Here is a 15,814-nt window from a genome sequence, read left to right on the forward strand (position 1 = left end):
GATCCTTACTCGTCCCGGGCGCTGTCGGCAGTACGGTAGCGCCCCTGGTAGTCGAAAATTTTCTCTTTGATTTGCCAAAAGCGTCCCGACTGGCGAGCTATCACGAAGTCGGGATGCCGAAACTGCGGCTCGGCGGCCAGCACCGCATCGAGGGTGGCGAACTGGGGCTCCAGGCCGGGAGCGCGCCAATGATGACGCACAAAGACCTGCTGAAACAAGCGCCGCGCAGCCGGCGTGGCGAAAGAGTAGTAGTCGGTGAGGGTGGTACCGTCCTCGTCGTGGTAGGTCACCTCGAGCCTCTCCCCCTGTTTGCCCTCCCCCTTGGCAAGGGAGAGCCCGCTACAGCGGATCACCATGCACCCCTTGAGGTTGAGGGCCGCCTTGAGCTGGTCGTCCGGGTCGACCAACACCTGATCGCAGGCGTGGCAACGGCGCGCGGCGATGTCGTTTTCCGCGCCGCAGCCGGGACAAATCTTGGCGCGAAAACGGTAATCGCACTCCTCGCGCGTCCCCTCGTCATTTTCCAGAAAGCCCTGGCAGCGCCGGCCATAGTGTTCGATGACCTTGCCCTCTTCGTCGACCTTGCCCCAGAAGGTGTTGGCAAAGCCGCAGGCGGGGCAGAGCACCTGTACCGGCACATTGTCCCCCTTGGGGCGTGGCTCTCCCACCTCGGGGTCGAACAGCTTGATGTTGTTACCGGCGTAATCGACCACCAGGCAATCTTCCTTGCCGGGGGCCAGGCGCAGGCCGCGTCCGACGATCTGCTGGTAGAGGGAGACCGAATCGGTGGGGCGCAGCAGGGCGATGAGATCCACGTGGGGGGCGTCAAAGCCGGTGGTGAGCACAGAGACGTTGACGAGGTATTTGAGCTCGCGCGCTTTGAAGGCACTGATCAACGCGTCGCGCTCCGGCCCCGGAGTGTCACCGGTGACCAGGGCCACCGCCTCGCCGGCCTCGCTCAGACGGGTGGCAATTTCACGGGCGTGCTCCACGGTGGCGGCGAAGATCATCACCCCCTGGCGATCGCTGGCGTAGTCGCGGATCTGCTCGAGGATATGGGGGGTGACCCGGGCCTGGCGTTTGAGCTCCCGATTCACCTCGGCGTCGTCGAACAGACCACCCGGGCGAGCGGCCAGCTTGCTGAAGTCGTAGTGGACTATGGGGGCATCGATGAGGCGAGGCGGGGTCAGGTAGCCGTTTTTGATCATAAAGCGCAAGGGGAGCTCGAACACGCAATCCCCAAACAGACGCTCGCCACGGCTCTTGACCATGCCGTGATAGTGGCGCCGGTAGATCCACCCCAGCCCCATGCGATAGGGGGTGGCGGTGAGGCCGAGGATCTTGAGATCCGGGTTGGCCATGCGCAGGTGAGCGATCACCTGGTGGTACTGGCTCTCATCGTCCAGCGACACCCGGTGGCACTCGTCGATGATGAGCAGCGAAAACGCGCCGTCGAAGGCCTCCAGGTTGCGCGCTACCGACTGCACCGAGCCAAATACCACCTGGGCACTCGACTCCTTGCGCGAGAGCCCGGCGGCGAAAATGTCTGCCGTCACTCCCCAGGCCTCATACTTGGCGTGGTTCTGCTCCACCAGCTCCTTCACATGGGCCAGCACCAGTGCCCGGCCGCGCGCCTTGCGGGCCAGCTCGGCGATCACCAGGCTCTTGCCGGCGCCGGTCGGCAGCACCACCACGGCGGGATCCTGGTGACGGCGAAAGTGGCGGATCACGGCATCGACCGCGTCTTGCTGATAGGGGCGTAGGGTAAACATGCGCACCGCTCGGGCTGGAAAACAGGGGGGGCCATTATAGGCCAAGCGGGTAGCAGGGGAAGCCGCGGCGAAGGGGTTATCGACGCGAGACAGTAGGGAAAGAGGCGGCAGACGAGAGCCTGCCGCCGAGGGGATTAATGGAAGGGGAAGATGTAATTCATCCAGCTGGCCATGCGCAGCAACACCTTGCGCATCACGGAGACGTGATGGAAGTGATGGGTATAGATGGCCGCCTGGCCGCTGGCACCGGCGATCACCTGATACTCCTGCCAGCGCGGGTCGGTGATCTTGATGCGAACCGGCAGGCGACCGGGGCGCACCGCCGAACTCTGATCCAGCAGGGCGGCATTGGCCTGCACATTACCGGCGGCGATGGCGGGAATGACCGCTTCGACCTCGCCCTTGAAGATCATGCCGGGGATGCCGTCGATGACCACCTCGGCCTCGTCACCCACCGCCAGACGCTGCATGCTGTTTTGCCAGAACCAGCCGACATAGGCGTTATCCTCCTCGTGGATGAAGGTCATCACGGGACGGTACATAAAGGGGGTGGCGATCATGCCAGGACGCAGGGCCAACTGCACCACATGGCCATTGCTGGGGGCGTAGACCACGGTCTGCTCGAGCTGGTAGTTGGCTTCGCGCAGTTGGGATTGCACATCGACCAGGGTCGCCTGCTGCTGATCGAGCTGGGCCGCCAGATCGTCGACGTTGGCCTGGCTCACGTCCAGATCCCGTTGCTTGCCGATGCCGCGGCGCATCAGTTCGCTGGCACGATCCCTGTCGAGGCGTGCCGAGCGCAGGCGTGCCTCGATGGATCGGACATGTTCCTGATTGGCGTTAACCCGGGCTTCCAGACTGGAGACCTTCTGGCGGAAGGGCTCGTCGTCGATGCGAAACAGCACGTCACCCTTCTTCACCTTCTGGTCCGGTTTGACCGCCACCTCGGTCACCCGTCCCTTGACCAGAGGGACTATGGGGGTCGAAACGTAGTAGTTACGGGCCATCTCCGAGTAGGGGTGGTTGTAGTTCATCAACATGATGAGGGTGCCGATGATGGCGATCCCCCCCAGGACGGCGGTGGGAACTGTCCACTTGTTGAGGGGGATGCGGAAGATCTTGAAGATGGCGACGCACAGGGCCGTGTAGGTAAGAACCAGTAACAGATCCATGATTATTCCCCCTTGGCCTGGTTCATGTCGTCGAGGCGGCTGCGCAGGGCGGCGACCTCCTTCTGCAGTTCGGCCAGGGTATCTTCATCCTTCTGCAGGCGTTGGCCAAAGCCCCAACCTCTGTCTTCCCGGTAGAGGGTTGCCCAGATCCAGAGGAAGGGCCACAGCACATGCAGGGTAAAGAGACTTACCCAGCCGGCCACGTGGATTGCATCCTGATGGGGGTGGTTGCGGTGCTTGGCGATTTCATAAGGTATGTCGTGGATGACGATGATGCCGTAGAACATCACGATCGCCACGAAGAAAAGCAGCCCGAGGGCAAAGTAGTCCAGAGCCATCTCTGATTGTCTCCATTTCAAGCCAGGCCTGATCTCCTGTCAGGCGCTAACTTCATCATTACAGAAAGAAAATTTGACACAAGCGCTCTTAATCGGAGCTGTCTGTTTTATTGATAAATGTGATGTGAAAGGGAGAAGAGCGCGCGGGTGAGAGACCCGGCGCGCGCGTTTAGAGGGAGAAGAGGTAGGATTTCATCGCCTTCAGGCGGACGGTGGCGCCCCCTATGATGTCGATAAAACCGAGCAGTGGGTGAGGTTTGCGGGCCGATATCCAGGCCGAGCCCGTGGTGCCGATGGGCAGGGCGATCCCCTCCGGTTCGCTGAACTCCAGAATCACGGTACGGCCATGACTGGATGCGTTGTTGGCCACGTGCTGGCGAACGTGTTGATCCCCCTGCATGGCACTCTGCTGAGCCTCGCCCGTGCCGGTGCGCACCGAGTGAACACGAGCGCGAAAGATGCGTCCCGGATAGGCATCCACATAGAACTCGGCAAACTGCCCCGCCTCTATGCTGCGCACGCTCTGATCCGGCACCCGAAACTCGAGAAATTTGTGCCGGGTATCGTAGAGGTGCATGTTGCCGGTGCGGGAGCCGGCGGCGATATTGACCACCGACACCTGGCCATCGAAGGGGGCCCGGATCACCTTCTCCTCATCCCGGCGAGCCTGCAGGTTTCGTTCGACCGTCAGGTTCTGGATCCTGGACTCCAGGGCGCTGACCTTGGCCACACTGGCTGCGTATTGGGCCACGTCCGCATCGATCTGGCTGGCCAGCTGATCCCGACTCTGCTCGCTGGCATAGTCACCGAGACGTGTCAGCCGGGCCATCTCCCGTCGATTGAGCTGCAACCTGGCGTCGATGGCTTCCTGCTGGTGGCGCTCGGCGGCTATCTGAGCCCGCTCGGCGACGATCTGGTGGTCGAGGGCGCTAACCTTGCCCCGGCTCTCCCAGTTGGCCAGGGTGTAGAGGGGTTGCCCCTGGCTGACTGTCTGGTTGTGGACCACCTCTATGGTATCGATCTGATGAAACCGGGTGGTCCCCAGCAGGGGGCTCAGCACGGCATGGGGTGCCTTGATGGTGGCCGAGTCGGTGAAGTCAACCGGTGCCAGATGGCGTGAGATGGCCAGCAGGGTCAGGCCGATCAGGGCCCCCACAGTGGTACTCCAGAAGCCGGTCTTGAGGTTCCAGGGCAGGATGCCGAGTTTGACCAGCAGCCAGACCAGCAGGATATAGGGGAGCAGGATCTCTTTCATGCTTTCTCTCCCGTCGCCCGGCTCTGAAGGCCGCGCGAGATGATGTGGCTGAGTTTCTCGGAGATGAGGTCCCAGCGACCGAAGGCGATGATGATGGCCAGCACCCACCAGGTCTTGTCGATAAAGAGGCCGCACAGGGAGAGGGCAAACACCAGGGTGATGTGGGCCGACTCGGCCAGCTTGGCCTTGTGCACCGCCACCTCATGGAGCTGCCACAGCAGGTAGAGGGTATAGAGCAGCACATAGAGGGTGATGAGGGTGATCACTCCCATGAAGAGGGGAGAGTCGAGCAGGAGCATGATGGCAGGATGCGTGCTGGCCAGGCTCTTGCCTTCGGCCGGATAGATGACGGCGCCCCGGGTGAAGAGCCCCACCAGCCCCACGGAGACCAGGAGGAGGGCGAGGCGTCGCCCCCAGGTTTTGAGTGCAGTGATCATGGCCGCGTTACTCAGAATTGGTGATTGATGCCGATGTTGACGAAGTGCAGCCGGCTATTGTCATAGCGGGTGTGCAACTCTCCATTGGGACCGCTCAGATCGAGGGGAAGATCCCCCAGCCAGACCAGGGTGTAGCCGGCGCTGAGGCGAGTCGTCGGGGTGAGCCGGTAGTCGGCTCCCAGCCCCAGGCGCCAGGCCGCCGAGAGGGGCAGCGCTGCACTGCGATCGGCATCCTCGACGGGAGAGCTGTCGTAGGCGATGCCGGTGCTCAGCTGCAGCGCCTCTGTGGCCTGGAACTGGGTACCCAGGCTCAGGTGCCAGGTGTCCTTGTAGTTCAGATCCCGGGTCTGTTGCACCCGGCCGTTGAGCAGGGCCACATCCACTTCCCCGAAGCGTGACCACTGCTGCCAGTTGGTGCTGGCCAGCAGGGCCCAGCGATCGTTTACCTGCTGATAGAGGCTCAAGGTCAGGGTCTGGGGCATGGCCAGAGTGACCCCCAGTTGATTGAGGCCCCTATCCGGTTGCCATGGGCTGGAAGGGGTGAGGCTGGCTTCCCCTTGCAGGTTCCACTCAAGCTCAGAGGTATAGCTCAGACCCAGGCGGCTGGTCTGGCTTGGCTCATAGAGAACCCCAAGCATATAGCCATAGGCCCAATCACCCTCTTCATAGGTGAGTTGGCCGTCGCCACCAAGCAGACGGACGGCCTTGGCCGCCTCGACGGTGCCATGAGAGGCGAGCAGGCTGGCGCCGACCGACCACTGCTCATCGATGCGGTAGGAGAGGGCGGCGGTGGCCATGATACCGGTGAGGGTACCCTCCTGGCTTTGGTAGCGCCCCTGCCAGTTGGGTGCGTACTCGAGCCCAAGGCCATGGCTGCCGAAGAGGCCAACGCCCCCATGCCAGCGCTCATCGAACTCATGGGTCAGATAGAGGCTGCCGAGGGGAGCCGTCTGTACCGCGTTGCCGCCGTCGGCGGCCTCCAGATGGCCCTGAACCCAGCCACCGTTGACCTGGATCTGGGTGCCCTCGAGGCGACTCATACCGGCCGGGTTGCTGGCCAGGGTCGAGGCGTCCTGGGCGCGGGCAGCCGCGCCGGCGTTGGCCAGCCCCATATTCTGGGAGCCGGTCTCGTAGAGGGAGAGGCCCCCTGCCAGGGCCGGGGTGGTACTCAGGCAGAGCAGCAGGAAGGAGGATCTTGTCATCATGATTGACTCACAGTCGAAAGAGCCCGCCCTGGCGGGCGGGCTCAATGGGATTAACGGTTGATGGGAGAGACGCCGGTCTCGCTCAGACCGTGGCTGTGGCCCTTGTGATCGTTGGGGGTGACGATGTTGAACCAGAACTCGAAGCTGTCGAGGTAGCCGCCGAGCTTGCGCAGCTTCTGCTCGTCACCCACCAGGGTGAGGCGCCCCTGCTCATGCAAGCTCTTGAGGCTGGCTTTTTGCAGCATGAACTCGGTCAGGTCTGCCCGCTTGAGAGTGAGGTTGACGTCTGCCTTGTCATCACGATAGCCCTTGATGTGGCTGAAGTTACCGTTCTGCACCCGGATCTGGTACTCCTCCTTGGTGTCGGAGAGCACCAGGTTGGCGCTCAGGGTATAGCCCTCTTTGGCCACCCGGTTGCCATCCATGCGCACCGCCACATAGTCGAGGAAGTCGGAGATGGGCATGGCGGCAATCATGTCGGCACTGGCCCCCTTGGTGGCGACCCCTTGCGGCACGCCGTTGCGCAGCTCGAAGGCCCCCATCAGGAAGCTGTTACGCTCGCCGGCCGATTCGCTCTGATAACCCAGTTGCTCGAGGCAGTTGGCCTGCTGCTGACGGGCCTTGGCGTTGGTCGGCTCGGCGAAGACCGCGTGGTTGACCACCTCGGCACACCAGCGGTATTCCCCTTTATCGAAGGCGCGCTTGCCCTCGGCCACCACCTTGTCGATACCACCCATGGCGGCTACATAGCGTACGGCGGCCTCTTTGGGGGGCAGAGAGAGCAGCTTGGCCGGGTTCATGTCCGAGTAACCGAGGTAGCGGTTAACCACCGCCTTGGCGTTGCGATGATAGCTGCCGTGATAGCCGCGGTTGTACCACTCCTTGGAGAGGGCATCGGGCACCTTGAACTCGTCCTGGATCTCGTCGATGGTTACCCCGTGGTTGGCCAGACGCAGAGCCTCGTTGTGGATAAAGCCGTACATGTCGCGCTGCTTCTCGAGGAAGCTGACGATCTGGGCGTTGCCCCAGCGTGGCCAGGTGTGGGAGGCCATCAGCACCTCGGCCTGGTTGCCGAACATATGCAAAGACTGGTTGATGTAGCTGCTCCACCCCTTGGCATCGCGCACCGGGGCACCGCGCAGGGTATAGATGTTGTGCAGGCCGCCGACGGTGTTCTCGGCCGCCCAGTAGGTCTTGAACTGGGGTAGCCAGGTGTTCATCTCCACCGGCGCCTCTGTGCCCGGTGTGCTTTGCATCACCATGGTGATGCCATCGACGGTGATCTCCTCGATGCCGGCACCAATCTCTTTGGTCGGCTTGATCAGGGTCAGCTCACCCAGGGCGACGCTCTTGCCGATGGCCGCATCCACCTGGCCGGTGGCACTCTTGGGCAGCACGTTGCCGTACTGATAGGTGGCTCGCCGCGCCATGGCGTTGCCCGCCAGCACGTTCTCGCTGATGGCATGCTCGGTAAAGCCTTCCGGTGCGATCACCTGGACTTTGCCGGCGTCCACCTCTTGCTGGCTGATGACGCCCTTGACCCCGCCAAAGTGATCCGCATGGGGGTGGCTGTAGATGACGGCCACCACCGGGCGCTCGCCCAGATGCTTGTTGACCAGCGCCAATGCCGCACGGGAGGTCTCGGGGACGGTCAGGGGGTCGAAGACTATCCAGCCACTCTTGCCGCGCACGAAGGTGATGTTGGCGAGATCATAGCCACGCACCTGGTAGATGCCATCGGTGACTTCATAGAGGCCGTGGTTGAGGTTGAGGGTCGCCTGACGTTGCAGACTGGGGTGGACGGAGGCGATGGGGCCCGCTTTCTTCAGGAAGTCATAGGAGCCGAGTTCCCAGACCACCTTGCCGTCGGCATTCTTGATGAGCAGGTCCTTCTCCTGGGCGATCAGTCCCTTGGTCGCATAGTCGAAATCGTCAATCTTGTCGTTGGGGAGTGTCTTGCCAACCGATGCCAAAAACTGGGCGGTATGAGGAGTGGCAGAGCCCGGGGTGGCAGGGGCAGCCACGGCGTGGCCAATAGAGAGAGTCAGCAGGGTGAGGGCCAGGGGGGACAACTTCATGGGGTATCTCCAGACTTGGTTGTTTTGAGCCCAGTCTAGGGAGAGGGGAAGGCGGGATCATTCGGGTGAACGATAAACAACCATTAAGTGTGGATTAAATTGTGCTCAATGAGTCCCTGTCTTTTTTGTGGGTTTTCATCAGGGAAACTGAATCGCCCGGCACTGCTGGCGGATCTGTGTTTGCAGCCAGTTGAGGCCCGGGTCCTGGTCCTGGGATTGGTGCCAGCACATATAGAGGGGGCAGTCGTCGCTCGGCCAGGGGATGGGGAATCCCTTGAGCGCGAGGGCGTCGCTGACCAGGGCCAGGTGCCAGCTGCTGGTGATGGTCAACCAGTCGGTCTGGCCGACCATGACCAGGGCCGAGATGAGGGCGTTGCTCTCGTAGGCGATATTGCGCGGTGGCAGCTCTACATGGGCCAGGGTGCGAACGACCCAGTCATCCCGGCGCCGCACGTCCCACACCACATGTTCTTCGGTAAAAAAGTCCGCCATCTCGAGGTGATCACCAATCCTGGGATGATCCCGACGGCACACCACCCGGGTGGGATACTCGAGCAGCAGTTCGCTGCAAAATCCCTTCTCCTCATGGGGCGTGCTGCTGAGCACCAGATCGATATTGTGCAGACGCAACGCCTGCAGCCGGGAGGGCTCATCGAGCAGGCTGGCGACCGACTCGAGGCGACAGCGCGGTGCCTGTTCGGTCAGTGTCCTGAGCAGGGGGGGGAGCAACATCATGTCGAGATCGGGGTGGCTCGCGATACGAAAGTAGCGCTGGCTGGTGGCCGGAATGAACTGCTCGCTCTGGCGAATGGCCCGCTCCATGGTATGCAGGGAGTCGGACGTTTCCCGGTGCAGGCTGAGGGCGCGGGCGGTGGGAGTGATACCGCGCCCCAGCCTGACGAAGAGAGGCTCGCCGATCTGGTTACTCAGTCGGGTGATGGCCTGGCTGATGGCGGCAGGGGTCATCTCCAGCTGCTCTGCCGCCGCCGAGACACCACCGGATGTCATGACCGCATTGAAGACCCGAAACAGGTTGAGATCGAAATGGGTGCCTGACATCCGTTTGCTCCTTAGTCGTGATACTGCTCGCAGGCTTCGAGGGTGTTCTCGATGAGAGAGGCCACCGTCATGGGACCGACGCCGCCGGGGACGGGGGTGATGAAGCTGGCGTGGCTGCGGGCGGTTTCAAACTCCACATCGCCGACCAGGGTGCCATCGGCCAGACGGTTGATCCCCACATCGATCACCACAGCGCCCGGTTTGACCCACTCGCCGGGAATAAAGTTGGGCTTGCCGACGGCCACCACCAAGAGATCGGCGCGGCGTACATGGGCCTCGAGATCCTGGGTGAAGCGGTGGCAGGTGGTGGTGGTGCAGCCGGCCAGCAGCAGCTCGAGGGTCATGGGACGACCGACGATGTTGGAGGCACCCACCACCACGGCGTGCAGCCCATGGGTCTTGATGCCGGTGGTCTCGATCAGCGTCATGATCCCCTTGGGGGTGCAGGGACGCAGGGCCGGGATGCGCTGGGCCAGACGACCCACATTATAAGGATGGAAGCCGTCCACATCCTTGTCGGGGTGAATGCGCTCGATCACCAGGGTGGTGTCCATGTGGGCGGGGAGGGGCAACTGCACCAGGATTCCGTCCACCTCGCCGTCGTTGTTGAGGCGATCGATCAGATCCAGCAACTCTTCTTGAGTGGCGTCGGCACTGAGGTCGTAGGAGCGGGAGACAAAGCCCACCTCTTCACAGGCACGCCGCTTGCTGCCGACATAGACCTGGGAGGCGGGATCGCTTCCCACCAGGATGACGGCCAGTCCCGGGGCACGCTTGCCGTGTAACACCCGCTCCTTGACCCGGGCCGCCACCTGGCTGCGAATCGTTTGCGCCACCAGTTTTCCATCAATCATCTTGGCTGACATAATCCTCAACTCACCGTCATTTGAAGGGCGGCGCATTGTCGCATTTTTTGTCATCCGCTGACAGATGCTTTGTACGCGCGAAGGCCCGGCGCGTAAGAAGTAGCCACTTGAATTTACTGGCAGAAAAAGTCATTGACGCTGGCTTTCACGCTTGGGTATTATGCCGGCCCGTTGCCTGATACGACCTTGGTCGGTATGCTGGCAAGCGGCATCGGTGATTAGCGCAGTCCGGTAGCGCATCTGGTTTGGGACCAGAGGGTCAGAGGTTCGAATCCTCTATCACCGACCACTTTATACAGGTGGAATGCCTGATACGATGAAGACAGTGCGCCCTTAGCTCAGTTGGATAGAGCAACGGCCTTCTAAGCCGTGGGTCACAGGTTCGAATCCTGTAGGGCGTGCCATTTTTCATTGCTGTGGTGGCTGTAGCTCAGTTGGTAGAGTCCCGGATTGTGATTCCGGTTGTCGTGGGTTCGAGTCCCATCAGCCACCCCACCCTCTTTATGCAAGATGCCCTGGCCTCTTGCAGCCCTTCTCGGCGGAAGTGGCGAAATTGGTAGACGCACCAGATTTAGGTTCTGGCGCCTTAGGCGTGTGGGTTCAAGTCCCTCCTTCCGCACCATGTTTGAAATGAAAGAACCGGATCACTGTCTGTGATCCGGTTTTTTTTATCTCTGTTCTCAGCCACAGACTCCTCGCGAGCTCGTTTTGGCGAGCGAGACAAACAACCCGGCTTGATGCCGGGTTGCTGCGCTGGGTCATTCATCGTCCGGTTCGGCCAGATCGACGATGTCGAGTCGTACCACCTGGGTGTCGCTCTCTTCGTCAGGGGTGGGGGTGGTCGAAGGGGGGTTGGTCATCTAGCTTGCCTCGTCATCGTGAATAAGCAAGCCGGCGGGGTGGATTCCTGCCACCGAGTCACGTCCCTGGGAGCCAGCTCCGGCGTGAGAGCGCGCACATTATCGGGATGACCATGCAGAGTCAAGTGGTTCTGCCTAAAAAATCACCTGGTCAGAGGAGCAGGTAAAAGCAAAAGGCCCTCTCTTTCGAGAGGGCCTTTCGGGGGAATGATGGTCGGCGTGAGAGGATTTGAACCTCCGACCCCTGACACCCCATGACAGTGCGCTACCTGGCTGCGCTACACGCCGACGTGGTCAGCCTTGCTGACGGGGACGAACTCTAAAGGACTCGCTTCTCGAGCGCAAGTCCTTTTTTATCAAGGTCATGCCGTTTGCTTCTTTCTTGTTCAAGGCGCTCAAAACTTGGGTTGTCGAGCCGCTTTTGCCATAATCCCGCGACTCAATCACAGAGCCTGAACCACGAGATGAACGAGAGAGAAGAGTGCCGCGACGAGCGGTGGATGCGTCACGCCATGATGCTGGCCACCCGCGCCGAGGCGATAGGTGAGGTCCCCGTCGGGGCCGTGGTGGTGCTTGGGGAGGAGGTGATAGGGGAAGGGTGGAACCGCTCCATCACCACTCACGATGCCTGTGCCCACGCAGAGGTGATGGCCCTGCGCGCCGCCGGGGAGAAGATGGGCAACTATCGCCTGGTGGGGGCCGAGCTGTTTGTCACCCTGGAGCCCTGCTGCATGTGCGCCGGTGCCCTCATCCATAGCCGGGTTGCCCGGGTGGTCTACGGGGCCTGCGATCCCAAGACCGGAGCCGATACCTCGGTGTTTAACCTGCTGGCCGACCCGCGTCACAATCATCGGCTGACGGTCAGCCGTGGTGTGCTGGGGCAGGCGTGCGCCGCCCAGATCTCCGCCTTCTTTCAGCGTCGTCGCAGCGAGCAGAAAGCGGCGAAGGCGAAGGCCCGCGCCGCGGTACCCTCTGACGAGCAGGGGTTGTGAGCCTTGGCCCCGCATTTTTTGTGCTCTTTATCAGACAATAGGGTCGAGTCGAGGCGGCTTTGGCGCTAAAATCAGGCCTTTTACGCTGTCTGGATCCCGTTTCGTGTCACGCCTCTCCCCCCTGCAATACGATATCCTGACGACCCTGCTGGTTCGCCGTCCCCTCTCCACCACCCGTCTGGTCGCCCTCTTTCCTGCCTGTACCCAGGCGTTGGAGGCCCTGGTCCTCGAGGATCTGGTACGCGAGCGGGGGGAGGGGGTATGGGCCATCTCTGCCCTCGGTACCCTGACGCTGTTGCTGGCTATCCGGGAGGGCGCCGCGCCGGCTCCTCTCTGGCCCGAATCCTTGGGATGGATTGCCGCCCTGCTCGATGGCAAGGGCACTCCTCCCGCCAAATTGCCCCACGCCCTGTTTGAGATGCTCGATGAGAGCGATGCCCTGAGCCTGCTCGAGGGGGCCTCTCCCGCCTGGCAGCAACTGATGATCGACTATTGGTCGGCGCAGGCCCTGCTGGAGGCTCGCCCCATCGAACTGGATGGTCGCCGTCTTGGCAAGGGGGCGCAGAGCAGGCTGTCGCTCTGGCTGGAGGAGGAGTCCTGGTGGCTGGCCGACGGTCAGCATCTGCCCCATTGGCCGGATCTGGCCCAGGGCTGGCAGCAGGAGCTCGATCAGGGAGCCTGGGTCCAGCTCGGTGCCCAGCGTCCCCGCGAGCCCCTCTTCTCGGCCCTGGTGTGGCTCGGTGTGCTGCAGCAGCACGATCCGGCCCTGGCCGCCAGCGAGCGCAAGAGCGTGCTGCGTCAGTGTGGCCATCAGGCGGCCCTGCAAGATGCCCTGCGTCAGTGGGATGGCGAGCGCCACTCGGTGGGCTTGTTCGAGATGCTGCAACTGCCCCCCGACGAAGTCTTCTGGGGGCATCTGTGGATCGATCTCTGCGCCATGAGTCGTCATGGGGAGAGTGGCTCTGCCCTGCAGGCCCTGCGCAAGTGGTCCCTCGACGAGCTGCTGGCGGCCTCGCCCCGTCATCGACTGATGGGATTGTGCCAGGATCTGCTGCGCCTGCTCACCGGTCGCCCTGTGGTCGCGGGCCCCCTGGTCGGCATCGACACCTGGCAGGAGGAGGCCGAGCCGCTCAAGCCGGCTGGCTGGCTCAACTGGCTGCAGGGGCTGGGACGCAGTGCCGGTGCCAGCAAGGTCAAGGAGCGGCTGGTGTGGAACCTGCTGCTGGAGGGGCCCACCCTGGAGTGCCGGGTGCAGAAGCTGGGTGTCAAGGGGGAGTGGACCGCCGGGCGGCGGGTCGAGCTGGCGCTGGTCTCTTCCCAATACCCCGCCCTGTTGGGGGAGGAGGACTGGGCCCTGCTGCGCCAGTATGGCAAGGAGGAGCGTCACTGGTCCCACGACTTCTGGACGCTGCTGGCGGCCCATCCCCATCTCTACAACGCCCAGGGGCAACGCCTGCAACTGGCCCTGACCCAGCCCCTCATCTATCTGACTGCTACCGGCCAGGCCCGGCTCTTCCCCGAGGTGGGCAGCGGTGCCAGCATAGTGCCCCTGGCCGGGGATCTGTGGCAGGTGGTGCGCCAACCCGAGTCTCTGCGCGAGTTGCTTCCCGCCGAGCGTCGCTGGCCTGTGGAGCAACTGCCCCGGGTGGCCGAGGCCCTCGGACAGCTCGAGGGGCTGCACTGGTGCTGTGAGGACGCGGCCCTTGGCGGCAATGCCAGGCTGATTCCCTGGCCCGGTGAGGCCGGAGTGCAACTGGACTGGCGCAAGGGGGTGCTGCACCTGGCCTTCGTCACCCAGGGGGAGCAGACCCCGGCGTTGCCACTGGCCCACGGAGATGCGGTGGTACGCAGCGATGTGCGAGGCAATGACTACTGGCAGCGGGATCTGGTGGCCGAGCGCGAGGCATGGCGTGAACTGTGCCAGCGCCTGGCCCTCGATATGCCGCGCCTGAACTGGCAGCTTGAGGAGGAGGCCGCCATCGAGTTTCTCGCCGCTCTCCCCGAGTGGGTGGCCGGTGGCGTGCGAATCTTCTGGCACGAGGAGAGTCAGCGACTGCGCTCCCTCGATGAGACCACCCTGAGCCTGCGGATCGAGCAGCGTCAGGAGTGGTTTGCCCTGGAGGGGAGCCTGGCCCTCGACGAACATCAGGTGCTCGATCTGCGGCTGCTGTTGCGTCAGTTCCGCCCGGGCCAGAAGAGCATCATGCTCGACGAGCAGACCAGCGTCATCATCAGCGACAAGCTCTCGGAGCGGCTCACCCTGCTTGGCGCCATGCTCGATGATGAGCAGAGGGTCAGCCGCCGCCTCGCCTATCCCCTGATGCGCCTGCTCTCGGCGGTCTCGACCCAGGGGGACGAGGCGTGGAATCAACTGCAGGATGAGTGGGCCCAGCCGGCCGAGTGCCCGGATGAGCTGCTCACCCCGCTGCGGGACTATCAACGAGAGGGGGTGCAGTGGATGGCCTCCCTCGCCAGCCACGGTTTTGGCGCCTGCCTCGCCGATGACATGGGCCTTGGCAAGACCCTGCAGGCCCTTACCGTATTGCGACTGCGTGCCAGCGCGGGACCGGCCCTGGTGGTGGTGCCCAAGTCGGTGCTCACCAACTGGCAGGAAGAAGCCGCCCGGTTTGCTCCCGAGCTTGAGATAGTGACCCTGGATCAATCCTGGGGGGGGGCCCATCTGGTGCAGGGGGCCCATGCCGGCCAGGTGGTATTGATCAACTACGGCCTGTTGCCGAGCCTGGGGGATGCCCTGGAGCGGGTGAGCTGGGCCTCCCTGGTGATCGATGAGGCGCAGCAGATCAAGAATGCCGGCACCCAGCGTGCCAAGATCCTGACCCGGCTCGAGGGGGCGTTTCGTCTCGCCCTCTCGGGCACCCCGGTGGAGAACCACCTGGGGGAGCTGTGGAGTCTGTTTGCCTTCATCAACCCGGGCTTGCTTGGCAGCCAGCGTGATTTCAAACGCCGCTTCGGTCGTGCCAGCCGGGATCCCCAGCACATGGCCCTGCTGCGATCGGTCATTCACCCCTTCGTGCTGCGCCGCCTCAAGCAGGAGGTGCTCGCCGAGCTGCCCGAGAAGACCGAGATAGTCCACCACATCACCCTCTCCCAGGCCGAGCGTGAGCTCTATGAGGCGACCCGGCGCGAGGTGGTGCAGCAGATCCAGAGCAGCGACGGGCGAACCCTGATGCATGTGCTCAGCGGATTGACCCGACTGCGCCGCCTCTGTTGTTCGCCGAGCCTGCTACTGCCCGAGTGGCAGGAGGCCAACAGCAAGCTCGATGAGGCGATGGCCCTGCTCGAGGAGGCGATCGACGGGGGCCACAGGGTGTTGGTGTTCAGCCAGTTTGTGGATCTGCTCACCCTGCTGCGTCGCCGGCTGGAGGCGCGGGGTTGGGAGTACTGCTACCTCGATGGGGCCTGCTCCATGAAGGAGCGTCAGCACGCCATCGAGCGTTTCAGAAGCGAGTCGGTACCCCTGTTTCTCATCAGCCTCAAGGCGGGGGGCACCGGACTTAACCTGACCCAGGCCGATACCGTGCTGCACCTGGACCCCTGGTGGAATCCGGCGGTAGAGGATCAGGCGAGCGATCGGGCCCACCGCATGGGACAGACCCAGCCGGTGACCGTCTACCGTTTGGTGTGCGAGCAGACGGTCGAGGAGAAAATTGTGGCCCTGCACAGCGAGAAGCGTGCCCTGGCCGACAGCCTGCTGAGCGGCCAGTCCCAGGCCGGGCCACTGGATCTCGAGAGTTTGCGTAATCTGCTGCTGGGGTAGGT

11 protein-coding genes and 5 tRNA genes are annotated in these 15,814 nt (G+C 62.9%); 6 read left to right on the plus strand and 10 right to left on the minus strand.

Annotated elements, in window-relative coordinates; genetic code table 11:
* Positions 1 to 5: 5 nt before the first annotated feature.
* The 9 genes from BN1133_RS00705 to folD form a co-directional block, all read right to left on the minus strand.
* A complete protein-coding gene (locus BN1133_RS00705) occupies positions 6 to 1,772 on the minus strand; it encodes a DNA repair helicase RadD (protein ID WP_050664647.1) in 1,767 nt (588 codons plus the stop codon).
* Positions 1,773 to 1,906: 134 nt separating this feature from the next.
* Positions 1,907 to 2,944, minus strand: a complete 1,038-nt coding sequence (locus tag BN1133_RS00710) for an HlyD family secretion protein (RefSeq protein ID WP_050664648.1) — start codon at positions 2,942 to 2,944, stop codon at positions 1,907 to 1,909.
* A 2-nt stretch (positions 2,945 to 2,946) separates the two neighbouring features.
* Complete coding sequence (locus BN1133_RS00715) at positions 2,947 to 3,282, minus strand: DUF3302 domain-containing protein (RefSeq protein ID WP_050664649.1); 336 nt, start codon at positions 3,280 to 3,282, stop codon at positions 2,947 to 2,949.
* Positions 3,283 to 3,451: 169 nt separating this feature from the next.
* Positions 3,452 to 4,537, minus strand: coding sequence for an HlyD family secretion protein (locus tag BN1133_RS00720; RefSeq protein WP_050664650.1), 1,086 nt, complete (start codon positions 4,535 to 4,537; stop codon positions 3,452 to 3,454).
* On the minus strand, positions 4,534 to 4,974 hold the full coding sequence (locus tag BN1133_RS00725; RefSeq protein ID WP_050664651.1) for a hypothetical protein: 441 nt from the start codon (positions 4,972 to 4,974) through the stop codon (positions 4,534 to 4,536). The genes BN1133_RS00720 and BN1133_RS00725 overlap by 4 nt, the downstream gene beginning before the upstream one ends.
* Before the next feature lie 11 nt (positions 4,975 to 4,985).
* On the minus strand, positions 4,986 to 6,179 hold the full coding sequence (locus tag BN1133_RS00730) for an OmpP1/FadL family transporter (RefSeq protein ID WP_050664652.1): 1,194 nt from the start codon (positions 6,177 to 6,179) through the stop codon (positions 4,986 to 4,988).
* 50 nt (positions 6,180 to 6,229) lie between these two features.
* Positions 6,230 to 8,257, minus strand: a complete 2,028-nt coding sequence (locus BN1133_RS00735) for an alkyl/aryl-sulfatase (protein WP_050664653.1) — start codon at positions 8,255 to 8,257, stop codon at positions 6,230 to 6,232.
* Between the two features lie 138 nt (positions 8,258 to 8,395).
* Positions 8,396 to 9,316 (minus strand): LysR family transcriptional regulator, encoded by a 921-nt coding sequence (locus tag BN1133_RS00740; RefSeq protein WP_050664654.1) that lies wholly within the window; start codon positions 9,314 to 9,316, stop codon positions 8,396 to 8,398.
* An 11-nt stretch (positions 9,317 to 9,327) separates the two neighbouring features.
* The gene (gene folD / locus BN1133_RS00745) at positions 9,328 to 10,182 is read right to left on the minus strand and encodes a bifunctional methylenetetrahydrofolate dehydrogenase/methenyltetrahydrofolate cyclohydrolase FolD (protein WP_050664655.1); all 855 of its coding nucleotides are present in this window, start codon (positions 10,180 to 10,182) and stop codon (positions 9,328 to 9,330) included.
* Positions 10,183 to 10,394: 212 nt separating this feature from the next.
* Between folD and BN1133_RS00750 the strand changes: the two genes are divergently transcribed.
* The 4 genes from BN1133_RS00750 (at position 10,395) to BN1133_RS00765 (ending at position 10,804) form a co-directional block, all read left to right on the plus strand.
* Positions 10,395 to 10,471: transfer RNA gene (locus BN1133_RS00750), tRNA-Pro, on the plus strand.
* A gap of 38 nt (positions 10,472 to 10,509) precedes the next feature.
* Positions 10,510 to 10,586 (plus strand) — tRNA-Arg (locus BN1133_RS00755).
* A 15-nt stretch (positions 10,587 to 10,601) separates the two neighbouring features.
* A tRNA-His gene (locus BN1133_RS00760) sits at positions 10,602 to 10,677 on the plus strand.
* A gap of 43 nt (positions 10,678 to 10,720) precedes the next feature.
* Positions 10,721 to 10,804 (plus strand) — tRNA-Leu (locus BN1133_RS00765).
* A gap of 449 nt (positions 10,805 to 11,253) precedes the next feature.
* Here BN1133_RS00765 and BN1133_RS00770 read toward each other — a convergent pair.
* Positions 11,254 to 11,330 (minus strand) — tRNA-Pro (locus BN1133_RS00770).
* Positions 11,331 to 11,506: 176 nt separating this feature from the next.
* Between BN1133_RS00770 and tadA the strand changes: the two genes are divergently transcribed.
* Together tadA and BN1133_RS00780 are read left to right on the plus strand one after the other, a co-directional pair.
* Positions 11,507 to 12,034 carry a tRNA adenosine(34) deaminase TadA gene (tadA, locus tag BN1133_RS00775; RefSeq protein WP_050664656.1) on the plus strand — a complete coding sequence of 176 codons (528 nt, stop codon included), beginning with the start codon at positions 11,507 to 11,509 and terminating at the stop codon, positions 12,032 to 12,034.
* Positions 12,035 to 12,137: 103 nt separating this feature from the next.
* Positions 12,138 to 15,812, plus strand: coding sequence for a DEAD/DEAH box helicase (locus tag BN1133_RS00780; protein WP_050664657.1), 3,675 nt, complete (start codon positions 12,138 to 12,140; stop codon positions 15,810 to 15,812).
* Positions 15,813 to 15,814: the final 2 nt, after the last annotated feature.

The organism is Aeromonas schubertii, from assembly GCF_000820105.1.
GTDB classification, from domain to species: Bacteria; Pseudomonadota; Gammaproteobacteria; order Enterobacterales; family Aeromonadaceae; genus Aeromonas; species Aeromonas schubertii.

What these genes read in the sequence shown, in the direction of transcription:
- BN1133_RS00705 (WP_050664647.1), bottom strand. Translation starts at nt 1,772, where the DNA reads ATGTTTACCCTACGCCCCTATCAGCAAGACGCGGTCGATGCCGTGATC.
- BN1133_RS00710 (WP_050664648.1), bottom strand. Translation starts at nt 2,944, where the DNA reads ATGGATCTGTTACTGGTTCTTACCTACACGGCCCTGTGCGTCGCCATC.
- BN1133_RS00715 (WP_050664649.1), bottom strand. Translation starts at nt 3,282, where the DNA reads ATGGCTCTGGACTACTTTGCCCTCGGGCTGCTTTTCTTCGTGGCGATC.
- BN1133_RS00720 (WP_050664650.1), bottom strand. Translation starts at nt 4,537, where the DNA reads ATGAAAGAGATCCTGCTCCCCTATATCCTGCTGGTCTGGCTGCTGGTC.
- BN1133_RS00725 (WP_050664651.1), bottom strand. Translation starts at nt 4,974, where the DNA reads ATGATCACTGCACTCAAAACCTGGGGGCGACGCCTCGCCCTCCTCCTG.
- BN1133_RS00730 (WP_050664652.1), bottom strand. Translation starts at nt 6,179, where the DNA reads ATGATGACAAGATCCTCCTTCCTGCTGCTCTGCCTGAGTACCACCCCG.
- BN1133_RS00735 (WP_050664653.1), bottom strand. Translation starts at nt 8,257, where the DNA reads ATGAAGTTGTCCCCCCTGGCCCTCACCCTGCTGACTCTCTCTATTGGC.
- BN1133_RS00740 (WP_050664654.1), bottom strand. Translation starts at nt 9,316, where the DNA reads ATGTCAGGCACCCATTTCGATCTCAACCTGTTTCGGGTCTTCAATGCG.
- folD (WP_050664655.1), bottom strand. Translation starts at nt 10,182, where the DNA reads ATGTCAGCCAAGATGATTGATGGAAAACTGGTGGCGCAAACGATTCGC.
- tadA (WP_050664656.1), top strand. Translation starts at nt 11,507, where the DNA reads ATGAACGAGAGAGAAGAGTGCCGCGACGAGCGGTGGATGCGTCACGCC.